The sequence below is a fragment of the Colwellia sp. M166 genome (genome assembly GCF_024585285.1).
Taxonomy (GTDB): domain Bacteria; phylum Pseudomonadota; class Gammaproteobacteria; order Enterobacterales; family Alteromonadaceae; genus Cognaticolwellia.
The window spans coordinates 2,692,352-2,708,841 of record NZ_CP040755.1 but is presented as its reverse complement, the minus strand read 5'-3'; the positions used below and the strand labels follow the sequence as shown (position 1 = coordinate 2,708,841).

The following is a 16,490-nucleotide window of genomic DNA, read 5'->3' as shown; positions in this document are numbered from 1 at the left end:
TATAAATACCGGTATTTATATCAGCTTTCCAGATTGTTAAAGAACTTGTCATTCACACGCATTCGGTGGTGACTTGGTTAAAAACCAAACTTAAAGTAGCTTAAATAAAGCATAACTTAAGTTTGGTCTTTCAATTCTTAGTGAAGAAGTGGTGGAGCTAAGCAGGATCGAACTGCTGACCTCCTGCGTGCAAGGCAGGCGCTCTCCCAGCTGAGCTATAGCCCCAAATGGGAAACATCTTTAAGCTAGAACAAAACTCAGATTTACGTTTTTTACAAGGCGGTTTATCGCGAAGTGTAGGTTTTCTACACGAGTGATGAACCAACGCCGTAAAAAGCGTAAATTGGTAGGTCTGGGCAGACTTGAACTGCCGACCTCACCCTTATCAGGGGTGCGCTCTAACCAGCTGAGCTACAGACCTATTTCTCTTTCAAGAATTGTTGTCCGAAGCTTAGATGTTTGGACTTCTTCTAATTTGTTATCATGTAATTTGTGTGAACACTCGCAGAACCGAGGTTCTCATTAAGCTGTTTTACTTCAAGATAAGGAGGTGATCCAACCCCAGGTTCCCCTAGGGTTACCTTGTTACGACTTCACCCCAGTCATGAATCACAAAGTGGTGACCGTCCTCCCCGAAGGGTTAAACTAGCCACTTCTTTTGCAACCCACTCCCATGGTGTGACGGGCGGTGTGTACAAGGCCCGGGAACGTATTCACCGTAGCATTCTGATCTACGATTACTAGCGATTCCGACTTCATGGAGTCGAGTTGCAGACTCCAATCCGGACTACGACAAGCTTTGTGGGATTCGCTCCACCTCGCGGTATTGCTGCCCTCTGTACTTGCCATTGTAGCACGTGTGTAGCCCATCCCGTAAGGGCCATGATGACTTGACGTCGTCCCCACCTTCCTCCGGTTTATCACCGGCAGTCTCCTTAGAGTTCCCGCCACTACGCGCTGGCAAATAAGGATAGGGGTTGCGCTCGTTGCGGGACTTAACCCAACATTTCACAACACGAGCTGACGACAGCCATGCAGCACCTGTCACAGAGTTCCCGAAGGCACAAGTCTATCTCTAGTCTCTTCTCTGGATGTCAAGGGATGGTAAGGTTCTTCGCGTTGCATCGAATTAAACCACATGCTCCACCGCTTGTGCGGGCCCCCGTCAATTCATTTGAGTTTTAACCTTGCGGCCGTACTCCCCAGGCGGTCAACTTAGCGCGTTAGCTACGCCACCCACGGTTCAAGACCACAGACGGCTAGTTGACATCGTTTACGGCGTGGACTACCAGGGTATCTAATCCTGTTTGCTCCCCACGCTTTCGTGCCTCAGTGTCAGTCTTTGTCCAGGTAGCCGCCTTCGCCACTGATGTTCCTTCCAATCTCTACGCATTTCACCGCTACACTGGAAATTCCACTACCCTCTACAAAACTCTAGCTTGCCAGTTCAAAATGCAGTTCCCAGGTTGAGCCCAGGGCTTTCACATCTTGCTTAACAAACCACCTACGCACGCTTTACGCCCAGTAATTCCGATTAACGCTTGCACCCCTCGTATTACCGCGGCTGCTGGCACGAAGTTAGCCGGTGCTTCTTCTGCGAGTAACGTCACAGATGTTGCGTATTAAACAACACCCTTTCCTCCTCGCTGAAAGTGCTTTTTACAACCCGAAGGCCTTCTTCACACACGCGGCATGGCTGCATCAGGCTTTCGCCCATTGTGCAATATTCCCCACTGCTGCCTCCCGTAGGAGTCTGGGCCGTGTCTCAGTCCCAGTGTGGCTGATCATCCTCTCAAACCAGCTAGAGATCGTCGCCTTGGTAAGCCATTACCTTACCAACTAGCTAATCTCACTTGGGCTAATCAATGAGCGAGAGGTGCCGAAGCGTCCCCCCCTTTGGTCCGTAGACGTTATGCGGTATTAGCAGTCGTTTCCAACTGTTGTCCCCCACTCAAAGGCATATTCCCAAGCATTACTCACCCGTCCGCCGCTCGACGCCGAATAGCAAGCTATTCTCGTTTCCGCTCGACTTGCATGTGTTAAGCCTGCCGCCAGCGTTCAATCTGAGCCATGATCAAACTCTTCAATTAAAAATCGTTTGTGATGCTCACCTTAACTAACCGAAGTTAACCAAGAAAAGACATCTGCTCAATGAATTCTGTCGTGTTACTCTCTATCCGACTAAAGAAGAAAGTAACTACATAAAACGTATATTTAAATCCGAAGACCTAAATGATACTTATTTTTTGTGTGACATCATATTAAACTGTTTTTTTGTTATGTTCTTTCCGAAGAAAGAGATAACTATGTAAAATCAACGTTAATGTGAGTGTCCACACAAATTGCATGATAACTAATTGTTAAAGATGGGTACACGAAGTACCTATGCCGAACCGTTCATGGATGAACGTCTTGTTCGGTACGAGCCAACAATCTCATTCGTTGTTAGACCGCTTGTTGCTTGAAGCCGGCTAGTAGCCTTGCCTGAAGCGAGATGCGCATTCTACGCAACTCAGTTTTAATGTCAACATTTTATTTGAATTTATTTTAAAAGTTTTTAAAACTTTCAAAACCATCTTTTAAAACGTTAAGTTAACCAAATCAGCCTAAACCACATTAGATAACTCATTAAAACAACCTCTTCGACTTGTCCCGAAGAAGTGGAGCGCATTTTAGAGATTTATCGCCCCGCGTCAACCGCTAATTGCAATTAAATTGATAAAAGTGGTTTGTTTGCTTTTTATTTGTACAACCCTTGCCGTAACTGTGTTTTAAATGCCCAAATAGCGCTAAAAGCACACACTTTAGTCTAGGTAATTAATACAAAGGCATCTATCACCATCAATACATTTGTCTAAATTGTTAAGTAAAACTAGCTAAAGTCAGCAATTAAATGTCATCTAAAGATAAAGGCGCATTAAAAGTCAGAAGTGGTGAAATATAGTTAATAGCAATCTCTACCCCTGATAACGCATGTTCAAATGCTATTGCCTATTTATTTTCAAGTCCGAGCTTTTTTCGATATTTCAAAATACTTTTAAACTCATCTATATAAGTGGTAAGCAGCTTTTGAGTACTACCAGCAGATACGCGCATGTTTGATTTATCTGAAGTATCTAAAAGTTGTCCAAGATATTTTTCTTCCTGGCGCAAAATAAAGTATTTCTTATGCCTTCTTAAAGTTAATAGATAGATGTGCGACTCAAAATCACTAACTGCAGCAATGCTTCTTCTAATGAGCGTGTAGTATCTCTAAGTTTGCCGTAAAAACCTGAATGACTATCTAAACCTTGAGCTATTGAAGTAGTGACTAACTGTTCAAATATTTGCTGGTATGTTTGTATGCTACTCTTGATAGCTGATAATTTAGTTTCGATAATATCGGCGGAAACTAAACGCTGTTCTAAAACATTAAAAGAGTATCGTAAAATGTTGCTCGGTGTTTCACATCTTTACGCAATAAAAAATCTTTTTCACTGCGACGTAATTGCAACATGGCAATTTGTAGATCTATTTACTCACTACATTATATTTAAATTGCTCATATTGAACATAAACATATCAACCTTTTTACTAGCAGCGCCTAAATGAAAACTGAATACCATACTAGCTAAACATAAATGAGCAGGTTAACATCAATAAAACAATCAGTTTTTAAGTTTTGATAGATTATAACTATGATAAAAATACGTGATTTAGAATATCTCACCGCCATTGCTGAATATAAACATTTTGGTCATGCCGCTGACGCCTGCTTTGTTAGTCAGCCGACATTAAGTGGTCAAATTCAAAAGCTAGAGCAACGATTAAAGCTAACGTTAATTGAGCGCCAACCGCGCAATGTTATGCTAACTCCTGCTGGCGAGAAACTTGTACAACAAGCTATGCAGGTTTTGAACGCGGCAAATAATTTTGAAGAAGCAGCAAAGGCTTTACTTGATCCGCTTTCAGGTGACTTACATATTGGCTTAATTCCCACTTTAGCGCCCTATATATTGCCGCATATCATGCCCGCCTTGAATAGTAAGCTAACGAGAATAAACTTCTATTTACATGAAAATAGAACACAAGATTTGCTGCAACAATTAGAAACTGGCAAGCTCGATATCTTAATTCTGCCTTGGTTACCTGAAATGTCTCGTTTTGAGCGTTATGATTTATTTAACGAACCTTTAGTGATGGCAACGTCACCTTCACATGCGCTTGCTGATAAAACTAAGGTTAGTTTTGACGATTTACACAATCAAAAAATTCTTACTTTGGAAGATGGTCATTGCTTGCGAGATCAAGCAATGGGTTATTGTTTTAGTGCCGGTGCAGAGGAAGATCATAGCTTTCGTGCTACCAGTCTTGAAACCTTGCGTTATATGGTGGCAAGTAATATGGGCATTACTTTGTTACCGCAATTGGCCACCATTAATTATGCTCCCCAGCAACACATTCGTTATATTCCGTTTGATAGTCCACAACCCATACGCGAAATAGCCTTACTTTGTCGTGCTGGTTACACCAGAATGGAAAGTGTCAGAGCGATTGTCAGTGAAGTGAGGCAAGCAGTAAACGGCCTTTTTGATTAATACGAAGGGTATTGCCTAGATTAAAAACAATAAAACGCTATCGTTGATGACGATAGCATTTTTTTTCGCGTGTTTTCTATCTTGGTAGTAATTAACTTTCAATACCATCTTTAATAGATTTTTACTCGTTAACTACGCGGCAGCTTCACTAGCACTTTCAGTGTTTTCTAAAGGGTTTGGTGTTCTGATCAAGTAATCAAAAGCACCTAAAGCGGCGGTTGCACCACTACCCATCGCAATAATGATTTGCTTAAAAGGTGTATTAGTTACATCTCCTGCCGCATAAACACCAGCGATATTAGTTTCACCTTTTTGATTAACGATCACTTCACCGCGTTCAGTTAAATCAATGGTACCTTTTAAAAATTGTGAATTAGGTACTAAGCCAATTTGGACAAATATACCAGCAAGTTCGATAGTTTCTTGCGTATTTGTCGCTCGATTAAGGTAATTAAGCCCCGTTACATGCTTACCGTTGCCTAATACTTCTGTCGTTTGCGCATTAACAATAATCTCGATATTAGGTAACGAACGTGCTTTATTTTGTAATACCGCATCAGCACGTAATACGGTATCAAATTCCAAGACAGTAACATGCTCTACTAACCCAGCAAGGTCAATGGCAGCTTCAATACCTGAATTACCACCACCAATAACGGCAACTGATTTTCCTTTAAATAATGGGCCGTCACAATGCGGGCAATAAGCCACACCTTTACCACGGTATTCTTGTTCACCTGTAACGTTCATTTCTCTCCATCTTGCACCGGTTGCAATAACGGTTGAACGTGTTTGTAATGTCGATCCGTTTTCTAATTCAACGGTAATTAAGCCACCTTCAACATCACTTTCAATAATATTTTTGACTCGTTGATTATTCATAATATCAACATCATAGTCATTAACATGGTTTTCTAAACTCGCTACAAGTTTGGGACCTTCGGTAGCACTGACAGAAATAAAGTTTTCAATCGCCATGGTATCTTGCACTTGACCACCAAAACGGTCAGCAACGATACCGGTGCGTATGCCTTTACGGGCACTATATATTGCTGATGCCGCGCCCGCTGGGCCGCCACCAATCACTAATAAATCAAAAGCTTCTTTGTTGTCTATTGCTTTTGCTTGTCTCGCGCCAGCATTTGTATCTACTTTATTTAAGATCTCAGTGACGGTCATTCTGCCCTGAGCAAAAGCTTTGCCATTTAAGTACACCGCAGGCACAGAAAGAATATCGCGTTTATAAACTTCTTCTTGAAATAGTGAGCCATCAACCATCACATGTTTAATTTGTGGGTTAATCGCCGCCATCATATTAAGCGCTTGCACAACGTCTGGACAATTTTGGCAACTTAACGAAATATAAGTTTCAAAACTATACTCGCCTTCGAGTGCTGCTACTTGTTCGATAACTGCTTTATCAAGCTTAATTGGGTGTCCGCCACTATGTAATAGGGCTAACACTAATGAGGTAAATTCATGCCCCATCGGTACACCAGCAAAGCGCATTTCGCCGCCAGTTTTTACCGATTTTACTAACATTGATGGCACACGTTCATTGCTAGCATCTGCTGCAACAACCGTTACTAATGCTGACATTTCAGCAATTTCTGTCACCAAGGTTTTTAATTCTTTTGATTTTAAGTCTTCGCCTAAAAATACTGACAATTCAACAGCCGAGGTTAAATTTTGTAAATAGGTCGTTAGTTGTTGCTTTAAGTTCGTATCTAGCATGGTTTATTCCTTCGAGAATACTGATGAATATGGTTTTTATTTATTTTTTGGAAAATACCGCGATACTTTCAGTCATACCGCGGTGATGTTAGCTGTCGTTTAGATTTTGCCAACTAAGTCTAATGATGGTGTTAACGTTTCTGCACCTGGCTGCCATGCTGCTGGACATACTTCACCGTCATGGTCAGCTACATATTGTGCGGCTTGAATTTTACGCACTAACTCTTTCGCTGAACGGCCTATACCTAGGTCATGTATTTCGGCAATTTTAACTTCGCCTTCAGGGTTAACAACAAACGTACCGCGAAGTGCTAAACCGTCGTCTTCAATCATGACACCAAAGTTACGCGTAATTTTACCTGTTGGGTCACCAATCATTGGGTAAGTAATTTTACCAATAGTGTCTGAACTACCGTGCCATGCTTTATGTGTAAAGTGTGTGTCAGTTGATACTGAGTAAACTTCAACACCCATTTCTTGTAGTTGAGCGTAATGGTCAGCCATGTCGCCTAACTCAGTTGGACAGACAAATGTAAAGTCAGCTGGGTAGAAGAAAAATACTGCCCATTTACCTGCAACATCTGCTTCTGATACTTCAATGAATTCGCCGTTGCTAAATGCTGTTGCGTTGAAAGGTTGAATCGTTGAGTTGATAATTGAGTTATACATGTTTATCTCCAATAGTTTTTTAAAAATGTGTGTACTTGTTAAGTTGGGATAATGATACGTCTAACCTTGGAATAGGAACAATCGTTTGAATTAATCATATCGATAGGCACAAACTATCAAAATAAAAACTACATAAAAACTACATAAAAACTAATAACGTAGCGCTAAAAGGATTGGCATATTAGGTATTCTAAAAGACTTGGGGTGGCTAACGTTTTCTATAACTATAAACAATAGAGTGTTTCAGTAAGTTATGCGGTGCAAAAATTAGCAGATAAAAAAAACGCCCCTCATATGAGGAGCGTATAACAAAACATAAAATTATTTAAAATAAAACCGAGGGGAGAATCTCTTATTAAGTCAGAGCCTCTTAATCACAGTTAGTTCAATTTTATTGAAAATTAATTTCTCTTCTCTTAACTGTTCAATCAGTTGCTATTTACAGCTAATATTATTAGCTTAATCTAGGGGCTGTTGATCTTTTACTTTATACCAAGTCTATTAAGCACCGCTTACCGCGTTCTGCTCACGCTACGTCCTGTAGCCAACAAAGATTGACTATTTTTCAAGGCAACCCAAGGGGCTATGGCTAATTTTCAATCTAACATCGTTGGAAATTGTTAAAGTAGATTACTACATCGCACACTTTTCGCCTTGTTAACTCAAAAATTAGCTAATAGCAGAGACTAAAATGAAAGTTCAACAGCCCCTAAGATCATAGTTTCAGGTTTAAAAACATACAGGCAAAAAAAACGCCCCTCAAATGAGGAGCGTATAACAATAATATAAAAACACTAATAAAAACAAAACCGAGGGGAGAATCTCTTATTAAGTAAGAGTACTTTCGTAGTTGTTAGTTCAATTTTATTAAAAATTAATTTAAATAAAGTTTAAAACTGGTTTTTATTAGCCTGCAGCAGACTTAAATTATTAGATATATTCAAATTGATACCGATCTGCTATCAAATTAAGCACCTTCGTCAGCTTTTTCGCTAAATAACCAGAAAGTAATTTAGGTGTCTGTTGCAATAGCCGTTGCTCTACCCCGGTTATCGCTACATGACAATCTAATAGTTTACTTGTCGAGGAAACCATTAGTACATCATCCGCTAAAAATTCTCTTTTAACTGCGTTGTCTTGATTTTCTTCACTGTCCTTGAGTTCTGCTATACAAAGCAGGTAAAAATTAATCTGGATAATATTTTCTTCTTCACCGTACCAATTGGCGGTCATGGTATGAAAATTCAACTGGGCTTCAAGTTTATTACTGATCGCCACTATATTTTTTATTTCAGCAATTAAATCATCACTAGCCCGAATAGAAATAGGCAGTTGTTCAGTCATAATATTCATAAATAACCTAAATTTGGGCAACAAATTGCCAATAACAAGACCTTATCTGTGTTACTTACACGGGTAATACTCTCGCTATTACTTGCTAGCAACATTTTACTATCACTAAAACTCAGTCATTAACATGAAATTTAAGCTCAGTATGCCCTAATTTTAACGGCTTGCAAAAGTCTTCGTAATTACCGCTCAAGCAAATGAGCATTACTTAGCTTTTTTATTGCTAATACTCTTAGCTATAAAAAATAAAACTCAACGGAATAACGACTCATAGTCTCGCTTAATTATTCAAAAACAGTTGTTATAAGCTTAATCGACCAAGAAACTTCATCCATAAAATTAATAAGTGCTTGATGTTATTTATTGTAATACCATTTATTATTTGGATAATAAGTGCTGTAGTAATTAATGTCATTGATCACAAGAAAGCTCAAGTTTTACATCAATTGTTGCTAACAGTTACCTGCTTGTAAATCCAGTATCAGGAAAACGAACAATAGTTGATGAACAACTCACGATGAATATTGTTAAAGCAAGTTTAGTGGCAAGTAAACCTCGAGTGATAATCTACAAAGCAGTGTTTATGTTGAGCAAAGCCCTGTTCGTTTGACTAGCTAAAGTAATAGTAATAGTAATAGTAATAGTAATAAATACTTTGCCAATTTTTCTTTATGTTGCACTTTATGGATTACGGTAACTAGGGTCGGCTTTAATTACATGTAAATTATACTGTTTACGTTTATCACCTGACTAGTTAACCTTAACAGGTTTGATATGGACAATACATATGCTGGCTAATGGCAGATACCGCTTACAAGGCAATCACCAGTAGTCACACTGAAAAATGTCGTACGAGTATTGCGTCGATAGCTCAGACTATTGGCCTTTAGCATTATTTTATCTACACTTTAGCAAAATATATCAGAGTAATAAGATATGAAAATTGAAGATATTATGTCTAGCAATGTCACCTGCATTAATATGGATGAAAGACTTGTTGTAGTCAGGGAGTTATTTATTAAACATAAATTTCATCACTTACTCGTGGTAAATAATAGCCATGAACTTGTTGCTGTTATTTCCGAGCGAGATTACTTAAAAGCCACCAACTCAAACCAAGAATTGCCGACAGCAAGTAAGAGAGATTTGGCGATGCTCAACAAACGAGTACATCAAATAGTAAGAAGAAAATTAGTCGCTATAGAGCAGTTCAGTAACTTTTCTGCCGCTATCAAAGTATTTCATGATACCGGTGTTTCTTGTCTTCCGGTAATAAATAGTGATAATAAGCCCGTAGGGCTATTAACATGGCGAGATATTGTAAAATGGCTATATAACAGAGCTAATACGCCTAAAAAATAATACTTTAACAGCTCTTTTACCAGTGATCATAGTATGTTTTGCTCTAAAAAAATCAGTCTTTGTGATCAGTTATCAGTTAAGGTTATCTATTGTGTGAGATTAAATTCAAACTCAATCTCCCACTGCTGCTTTAGCAGGATAACGCCATTGCGTTAAGGCTTGCTTTGCTGAGCGCTCTAATAAATCATAACCATGTTTATTTAGCCCAACAATATCAACAACCTGACCTTCATCTGAAATATGGTACTGTAGTTTCACTGTACCTGACTTGCGTGCATAAAGTGCTGACTTAGGATATTCTGGCATAACACGATAAATGGGTAGAATATCCATTGATAGTTGATTAATTCTTGGCGCTTTAACATTATGATTCAACGCTTTATTTATCGATAAAGCTGCAGTGTTAACAATTAGACTTTCTTGACTATTTTCTGCGTGCTCAGGCACAGCACTTCCAAGCTTAGGTGGTAAAGGGGCTATTGACGGTAAAAACAACTCTTCCGGCTGAACTTCAATCACCCGAACAGTATGCTGTTTATATTGTTCAGCTACCCCATGTACAGGTGTTTTTCCAAAATGGCTTATCACCGCCATAATACCAAATGAAGCAACACCGCCAGTTAATAGTAATGCTAATACATGCCAAGGTGAACGAGGTGATTGTATTGGCTTAACTTCACCTGTTAGATCAACTATTGATGTACTGTTTTCTTTGTTGATAAAGACTAGTAAGTTCCTTATCAAATTTATCTGCACTCATAATAGTACTCCTAACAAAGAGTGATAAAGCGACAAGTTAAATTGCGCAACCAATAAAGACAAATACATGTTTTTACCGGTTGCCCTGTAGTTTGTCAGTAATTTTTCTGGATTAGCGGCCAGATTATAGCAACCTTTAATCATTGACGGTAACTGCAAATTTATAGCCTAATATTAAAAATAAATTATCACGTCATGAGAACAGTTTACTTGAATTTGCTATATCAACGGTTACTATAGCTGCCCAATGTATAATCTAGAATCATCTAATGACAAAATTAATGAGTTTGCTCGCCATCATATCAACATTAATAAGCGCGCCAATTTTTGCTGAAACGTTAAAAGTAGCTTCTTGGAACATCGCTTGGCTTGGCTCGCACGAGTATAACCAGCGTAAAGATACCGATTATCAAAAATTGGCGCGTTATGCGAGAGAGCTAGATGCCGACGTTATTGCTTTGCAAGAAGTTGAAAGTGAAAAATGGGCAAAAAAAGTTTTCGGTGATGAATATGATTACTTCTTCACAACTAAAGACTGGGTGCAACGTGTTGGCGTAGCGGTCAGAAAAAGCAGTGGCTATAAAGCCAACGCTATTGAGTACCGTGAACTTGACCAGGGCCTTGCCCGTCGAGGTATGGACGTTACCTTAACCAAAGATGGTAAGAGCGTGCGCTTGTTAGCTGTGCATATGAAATCAGGTTGTTTTGATAAAGCCCTTGATCAAGCCAGCATAGCTAAAATGCCTAATACTAATGAAAAAGAAGTCTATGCTAAAACTGCCTGTGCTGAACTTGCTAAGCAAGCAATACCGCTAGAAGCTTGGGTTGATGCTCGCGCTAAAGAAGGTGTACCATTTCTTTTATTAGGTGACTTTAACCGTCGATTTGTTAGAGATATTTCATTAAACCACACCGAAGTGCAAGGTTTATGGCAAGCGATTGATGATGAAGGCACTGAAGCATTATGGGCTCCAACGATTAAAGCTGAATCTAAATGTTGGGGTGGTTATTACAAAGATTATATTGACCACATTATTTTTGACCCAAAAGCCAAAGCTCGTTATGTCGTCAATTCTTTCGATCAATTGGTCTTCACACCAAAATACACTAAAGAGCTCAGTCAAACACTGAGTGATCATTGCCCTATTTCAGTAGAGCTAGCGTTGTAATTAAAATTATTAAGCCCCGCATTTATCAGCTAAATGTGGGCTTGTTTGGTTAATATTACTCACCTATTTGATAATTATCAACCAAAGTATTCATTACACAATGAAGCCAAGACAATACCGAATTACGGATATAAAATCAATAACTTAGATGGTTATTGTCGTAATGTAGCCATGAGAGTTGCGGTACTTTAAAAGCTGAAAATTTAACTCTGATAGTTACCTCTAAAACCTTAAAACTTTAGTAGTTAAAAGCTTTCAGCTATTATCAAGATGAGCACAAAGTATACTATAAACACGCTGGAATTAACCATGACTACAAGCAATAACGCGATAAATGAATGTGTAATTTTACTACATGGTTTAGCCCGTTCAGCGCACTCGATGGACAAAATGGCAGATAAATTAGCAGAGCATGGCTATAAAGTATTAAACATCGATTATCCTTCACGAGCTTACTCAATTGAAGAACTTGCAGAACAAACCATTACTGATGCACTAAAACAATGCCAAGGCATGCCGGTAAATTTTGTCACGCATTCAATGGGCGGTATATTGGTCCGGCAGTTTCTTAGTAAGCACAGTATCGACAAGTTGAATAAGGTGGTGATGCTTGGTCCACCCAATAAAGGCACCGAAATTGTTGATAAACTCAGGCACTTACCTGGTTTTAGTTTTGTTAATGGCGCAGCTGGCATGCAATTAGGCACCGGCGAGTTAAGTGTGCCAAATCAGCTTGGTAAAGCCAATTTTGATGTCGGTATCATTGCCGGAACACAAAGCATTAACTTACTATTATCGTCACTGATACCCGATACTGACGACGGTAAAGTTTCAGTCGAGAGTACCAAAATTGATGGCATGAATGATCACATTGAAATGCCCACCACCCATGTATTTATGATGCGAAATGATGCTGTGATAGCGCAAGTTATTTGTTACCTCAAGCAAGGTCAATTTAATCACTAACACGAGTAATCGTGTTGATGATTACCGCGTATATCGTCCAGCATAAAATAATCGTCAAAGGGTATACAAGACTAAAGTCTGATTGCCAGTTCCTACAACACTGACTACCGTAAAGTGAGAATAAGAGGGTCTTCTCAAAAACCATACGGTGATTAACTATGTTTACATCTCGTCAGATTACAGCGTTGCTCGCATTGTTAGCCGCTTTTATAATAACCGTGCTCTTAATTACCCTAACTCTGCTATCAATCAATCTAAATTGGCAAGCATTGACCATATTTATGCTTAGCTTCTTTACCGCCTTAGTCAGTATTAATTTTGCCGTTAAGCACAATCAAAAAATTCAGCATCAATTACTGCTCAGCACACTAAAACTAGATACTTCAACAAGCGCCCCCTTACAAGATGTGCTTCTTGAACAAGCAAATAAAACCACTAGTGCAGGCAAAAATATTGACGATAAAGCCAGCGAGTTAGCAATAAATTCTGCAGAAGTGAGCTTTTTTCTTGAGAAACTCAGTACTGCCATAGAGTTATCCAGTGAAGATGTTGATCGACTCGCTAGCGCCGCTCAGCAAATGTCTATTAGTATTCAAGTGATGAATGAAAACGCCGCTATAGCGTCTCAACAGTCAAACCAAGCGAAAACCGCTACATCGCTAGGTTCACAACAGCTAAATGCTAATGTTACGGTCATAAATCAATTGAATAGTGATGTAATTAGTACCGCAGAGAGAATTAAATCACTCTCGCAAAACGCTGCTGAAATCCAAAGTATCACTAATGTTATTGACGGAATATCCGCTCAAACAAATTTGTTAGCCTTAAATGCTGCGATCGAAGCAGCGCGTGCTGGCGAACAAGGCCGAGGATTTGCCGTTGTCGCAGATGAAGTTAGAGCTTTAGCGTCGAAAACCGCGGATGCAACAGAGCAGATTGGCACCACACTGAATCAAATAAATGAGCAAACACTACAAACCACTAATGCGATGGCCCAAATTGTTGAACAAAGCCATAGCATAGTTAGCAGCATGCAACCTTTGGCTATTTCATTAAGTGATATCAATCAACAGATGACTGAATCATCAAATGCAAGCGACCAAATCAGTACCGCACTACAAGAGCACAATGTCACCAGCGGTGAAATTTCTGTGGCAATTACAAATTTACATAATTTTCTTATCGAAAAAAGCAAAGAAACCTATATAATTTCAGAGAAATCGACAGAGCTATGCGCAAGTACCGAGTCTATTTTCATCGAACTTGCTGAGTTCAAAACGGGCTCTTTAGTGGACGCTTTCTGTTTATTAGCTCAGGTTTCTGCACAGCAAGTCGCCACTTTATTCAGTGAAAAAATAGCCTGTAATGATATCAGTGAACAAGCTTTATTTGACTTCAACTATCAGTTGATCGCAGGCACATCACCACAAAAATATCACAGTAAATTTGATAATTTTACTGACAAATATTTACCGGCAATTCAAGAACCAATTTTACAAGAAAACCTCGATGTCATCTACGCTGGCGCTGTCGATATTAATGGCTACTTCCCTACCCATAACCACTGTTTCTCACAACCATTAACAGGTGATAGTTCGATAGATACCTTGAATAATCGTACCAAGCGTATATTTGACGACAGTACTGGTATTCGATGTGGTCAGCACACCCGTAAATTTCTCCTGCAAACATATAAACGTGATACTGGAGAAGTCATGCATGATGTTTCTGCTCCGATAATTGTCAATGGCAAGCACTGGGGTGGTTTCCGTATTGGCTTTAATGCCCAACGACATAAAATAGCCCCATAATAGAATTATGAATTTATTGTGATGATTGCAAATTTACTATACTAATCCACCATAAGTTTAGTATGGTATCTGTGAGCTTAAGCAATATTTAATGAATCTAGGTGGGGAATCAAGATGAAATTATTTAAACAATTAGCACTATCAACCTTAGTGGTATCAAGTGTTTTATCAAGCTTTACGTCTGCGAACGAAATGGAAATCACCGCAAAATCTCAAGTGATATCAAAAGACAGTAAGCTCCATACTTATAGTGGAGATGTCAGAATAGCCTTCGCAAATGGTAGTTTATCGACAAAATCTACTCATGCCTCCTTCCAAAAAGGAAAAACAGTAATGGAAGGTGACGTTGAAATTATTCTCAATAACGCCGTTGCCAAAACGCAAAGAGTCATCTTTATCCCTTCACAACAGGGTTTTGTTGCCAAAATGGATCGAGTAACGTTAACCTATAAGTAATTACTTATTCACTGTTTTGTCGTGCTGATCGATACTCACGCTAATAGTTTGATGCGGACTGCTGGTAAAGCTTACCGGCACTGAATAGCCAATAATATCATCAGCACTTTTTTGGTGTGGATTTTTACTCTTAGTTGCTTTAGCGACAATAACCACGTTTTCAGCTTGCTGTAAGGTTAAATGAGGCAATAAATACATACTTTGATGTAGGATAATTTCACTCGGTAATTGCGATAATTTGCCCTTAAAGTTTGCTAATGGCAGTCGCTCGCCAGGTTTCGAGGCGTAAACATATAGCACCCATTGCTCGGCATCATTTGGCATTAAGCTTTGCTTTACATCAACCTGAACTGTCACACTTCGACTTAGCTTATCACTCACCTGCTCTTGTGCTTTCACTGGCATTTGTAGCAATAACGTTGCTAGTAAAATACTACCTAATTTTAATAATTTTATCACCACTACCACCTTAAGCTAAACTCGCCAACATCAACTCAATGACATCACCTAATTCATGTTTTACCATTGAGTGCTTAAGTCAAGCAAGCGGCCAAGAGCATATCAGTTATATTTCGCCAACAAACCTGACCTACCTCAATAAATTGGCTGCGCCCCTACATTTATCGTTCTAGGCGTGGCATTAAAGTGACGCTTAAATTCTCGACTAAATTGTGACGGGCTGGTATAGCCGACTAAAGAAGCCGCTTCTGTCGCTTGCTTGCCATCTGTGACAATCAGATCTTTAGCTTTATTTAAGCGGATTTTTTTTAAATACTGCAATGGGGTTTCATTAGTAACTTGACGAAATGCTCGGTGGAAACCTGAGACACTCATATGCGCTTGGTTTGCTAAGTGTTCAACAGATATTACCTCTGCATACTCTTTGTGCAAAGTATCAAGTACACGGGCGATTCTCGCGTAATGACCATCGTGACGCGCTAAATCAAACAAAATATGGCCATTTTCTCCTACCAGAGTACGATAAACGATTTCTTCAACGATAGCTGGACCTAAAATCGCCGCTTCCATATCGTTGTGCAAAACCTTCAATAAACGCATGACGGTATTATTAAAATCTTCACAAACGCTGTTTGATTTAACCCCAAAGTCGAGAACATTTTTATCGTGTTGACTATTGCTGCAAACTTGCTTACCTTGCTCGTCAATTTGGCCAACAAGTTTATGCAACGTATGAGAATCAACATCGATAGCTAAACCCATAATAGGTAATGATTTTTCAGCAAAAGCTTCACACTCTAGCGCCATAGGCACACCTAACACTAAATAATCGCCTGAGCCATATTGCACACAGCTATCTGCAATATAGATATTTTTTCGCCCCTGTCCCAAAACAATAATCCCAGACTGATAAAGTAAAGGTTCACGAGCACTACTGGTGTCAGCACGATAAAACTTTACTCCGGGGATCACAGTTTTATACATACCATTTAAGTCATGTAATAATTTAAACTGACAGAAAGACTGCATTAATGGTGCTAACGCTTGCATAATTTTCCTAGTACGGGCTGTTCAATTCGACAACTTTACATGAATAGGCAATGATTATCGATAAATTCGGCTATTTAAGTAATAAAAACTACATTAATATGCAATACATCAAAAGTCACTGTGCTTTT

Annotated in this window: 13 protein-coding genes, 2 tRNA genes and 1 rRNA gene; 6 read left to right on the top strand and 10 right to left on the bottom strand. The window is 39.2% G+C overall.

The window, feature by feature from the left end; all coding sequences use genetic code 11:
• Window positions 1-149: 149 nt before the first annotated feature.
• From FGD67_RS12315 to FGD67_RS12300, 4 genes are all read right to left on the bottom strand, one after another.
• Window positions 150-225 (bottom strand) — tRNA-Ala (locus tag FGD67_RS12315).
• A 119-nt stretch (window positions 226-344) separates the two neighbouring features.
• A tRNA-Ile gene (locus FGD67_RS12310) sits at window positions 345-421 on the bottom strand.
• A 122-nt stretch (window positions 422-543) separates the two neighbouring features.
• A 16S ribosomal RNA gene (locus tag FGD67_RS12305) occupies window positions 544-2,090 on the bottom strand.
• A 901-nt stretch (window positions 2,091-2,991) separates the two neighbouring features.
• Window positions 2,992-3,153 (bottom strand): hypothetical protein, encoded by a 162-nt coding sequence (locus tag FGD67_RS12300; protein ID WP_257171453.1) that lies wholly within the window; start codon window positions 3,151-3,153, stop codon window positions 2,992-2,994.
• Between the two features lie 524 nt (window positions 3,154-3,677).
• Here FGD67_RS12300 and oxyR point away from each other — a divergent pair.
• The gene (oxyR, locus tag FGD67_RS12295; protein ID WP_126667225.1) at window positions 3,678-4,577 is read left to right on the top strand and encodes a DNA-binding transcriptional regulator OxyR; all 900 of its coding nucleotides are present in this window, start codon (window positions 3,678-3,680) and stop codon (window positions 4,575-4,577) included.
• Window positions 4,578-4,709: 132 nt separating this feature from the next.
• On the opposite strand, the gene ahpF is transcribed toward oxyR, so the two are convergent.
• The 3 genes from ahpF to FGD67_RS12280 all read right to left on the bottom strand — a co-directional run bounded on the left by ahpF (window position 4,710) and on the right by FGD67_RS12280 (window position 8,333).
• A complete protein-coding gene (ahpF, locus tag FGD67_RS12290) occupies window positions 4,710-6,311 on the bottom strand; it encodes an alkyl hydroperoxide reductase subunit F (RefSeq protein ID WP_257171452.1) in 1,602 nt (533 codons plus the stop codon).
• Between the two features lie 99 nt (window positions 6,312-6,410).
• The gene (ahpC, locus tag FGD67_RS12285) at window positions 6,411-6,980 is read right to left on the bottom strand and encodes an alkyl hydroperoxide reductase subunit C (RefSeq protein WP_126667223.1); all 570 of its coding nucleotides are present in this window, start codon (window positions 6,978-6,980) and stop codon (window positions 6,411-6,413) included.
• 930 nt (window positions 6,981-7,910) lie between these two features.
• Window positions 7,911-8,333: a hypothetical protein gene (locus tag FGD67_RS12280; RefSeq protein WP_257171451.1), complete on the bottom strand. Its 423-nt coding sequence runs from the start codon at window positions 8,331-8,333 to the stop codon at window positions 7,911-7,913.
• A 933-nt stretch (window positions 8,334-9,266) separates the two neighbouring features.
• Here FGD67_RS12280 and FGD67_RS12275 point away from each other — a divergent pair.
• Window positions 9,267-9,692, top strand: coding sequence for a CBS domain-containing protein (locus FGD67_RS12275; protein WP_257171450.1), 426 nt, complete (start codon window positions 9,267-9,269; stop codon window positions 9,690-9,692).
• A 111-nt stretch (window positions 9,693-9,803) separates the two neighbouring features.
• On the opposite strand, the gene FGD67_RS12270 is transcribed toward FGD67_RS12275, so the two are convergent.
• The gene (locus FGD67_RS12270) at window positions 9,804-10,448 is read right to left on the bottom strand and encodes an energy transducer TonB (protein WP_257171449.1); all 645 of its coding nucleotides are present in this window, start codon (window positions 10,446-10,448) and stop codon (window positions 9,804-9,806) included.
• 272 nt (window positions 10,449-10,720) lie between these two features.
• On the opposite strand from FGD67_RS12270, the gene FGD67_RS12265 reads away from it, so the two are divergent.
• The 4 genes from FGD67_RS12265 to FGD67_RS12250 all read left to right on the top strand — a co-directional run bounded on the left by FGD67_RS12265 (window position 10,721) and on the right by FGD67_RS12250 (window position 14,853).
• Window positions 10,721-11,620: an endonuclease/exonuclease/phosphatase family protein gene (locus FGD67_RS12265; RefSeq protein WP_257171448.1), complete on the top strand. Its 900-nt coding sequence runs from the start codon at window positions 10,721-10,723 to the stop codon at window positions 11,618-11,620.
• Between the two features lie 309 nt (window positions 11,621-11,929).
• Complete coding sequence (locus FGD67_RS12260) at window positions 11,930-12,586, top strand: triacylglycerol lipase (protein WP_257171447.1); 657 nt, start codon at window positions 11,930-11,932, stop codon at window positions 12,584-12,586.
• Between the two features lie 158 nt (window positions 12,587-12,744).
• The gene (locus FGD67_RS12255; protein ID WP_257171446.1) at window positions 12,745-14,397 is read left to right on the top strand and encodes a methyl-accepting chemotaxis protein; all 1,653 of its coding nucleotides are present in this window, start codon (window positions 12,745-12,747) and stop codon (window positions 14,395-14,397) included.
• 114 nt (window positions 14,398-14,511) lie between these two features.
• Window positions 14,512-14,853: a hypothetical protein gene (locus FGD67_RS12250; RefSeq protein ID WP_257171445.1), complete on the top strand. Its 342-nt coding sequence runs from the start codon at window positions 14,512-14,514 to the stop codon at window positions 14,851-14,853.
• Here the strand turns inward: FGD67_RS12250 and FGD67_RS12245 are convergent, their stop codons facing one another.
• Both FGD67_RS12245 and FGD67_RS12240 read right to left on the bottom strand, forming a co-directional pair.
• Complete coding sequence (locus FGD67_RS12245; protein ID WP_257171444.1) at window positions 14,854-15,312, bottom strand: hypothetical protein; 459 nt, start codon at window positions 15,310-15,312, stop codon at window positions 14,854-14,856.
• 135 nt (window positions 15,313-15,447) lie between these two features.
• On the bottom strand, window positions 15,448-16,362 hold the full coding sequence (locus FGD67_RS12240) for an AraC family transcriptional regulator (protein ID WP_257171443.1): 915 nt from the start codon (window positions 16,360-16,362) through the stop codon (window positions 15,448-15,450).
• Window positions 16,363-16,490 lie beyond the last annotated feature (128 nt).

Bases quoted from the DNA above. Each gene is read 5' to 3' on its own strand.
- FGD67_RS12240 (WP_257171443.1), bottom strand. From the start codon at position 16,362: ATGCAAGCGTTAGCACCATTAATGCAGTCTTTCTGTCAGTTTAAATTA.
- ahpC (WP_126667223.1), bottom strand. From the start codon at position 6,980: ATGTATAACTCAATTATCAACTCAACGATTCAACCTTTCAACGCAACA.
- FGD67_RS12275 (WP_257171450.1), top strand. From the start codon at position 9,267: ATGAAAATTGAAGATATTATGTCTAGCAATGTCACCTGCATTAATATG.
- FGD67_RS12280 (WP_257171451.1), bottom strand. From the start codon at position 8,333: ATGAATATTATGACTGAACAACTGCCTATTTCTATTCGGGCTAGTGAT.
- FGD67_RS12255 (WP_257171446.1), top strand. From the start codon at position 12,745: ATGTTTACATCTCGTCAGATTACAGCGTTGCTCGCATTGTTAGCCGCT.
- oxyR (WP_126667225.1), top strand. From the start codon at position 3,678: ATGATAAAAATACGTGATTTAGAATATCTCACCGCCATTGCTGAATAT.
- FGD67_RS12265 (WP_257171448.1), top strand. From the start codon at position 10,721: ATGACAAAATTAATGAGTTTGCTCGCCATCATATCAACATTAATAAGC.
- ahpF (WP_257171452.1), bottom strand. From the start codon at position 6,311: ATGCTAGATACGAACTTAAAGCAACAACTAACGACCTATTTACAAAAT.
- FGD67_RS12250 (WP_257171445.1), top strand. From the start codon at position 14,512: ATGAAATTATTTAAACAATTAGCACTATCAACCTTAGTGGTATCAAGT.
- FGD67_RS12260 (WP_257171447.1), top strand. From the start codon at position 11,930: ATGACTACAAGCAATAACGCGATAAATGAATGTGTAATTTTACTACAT.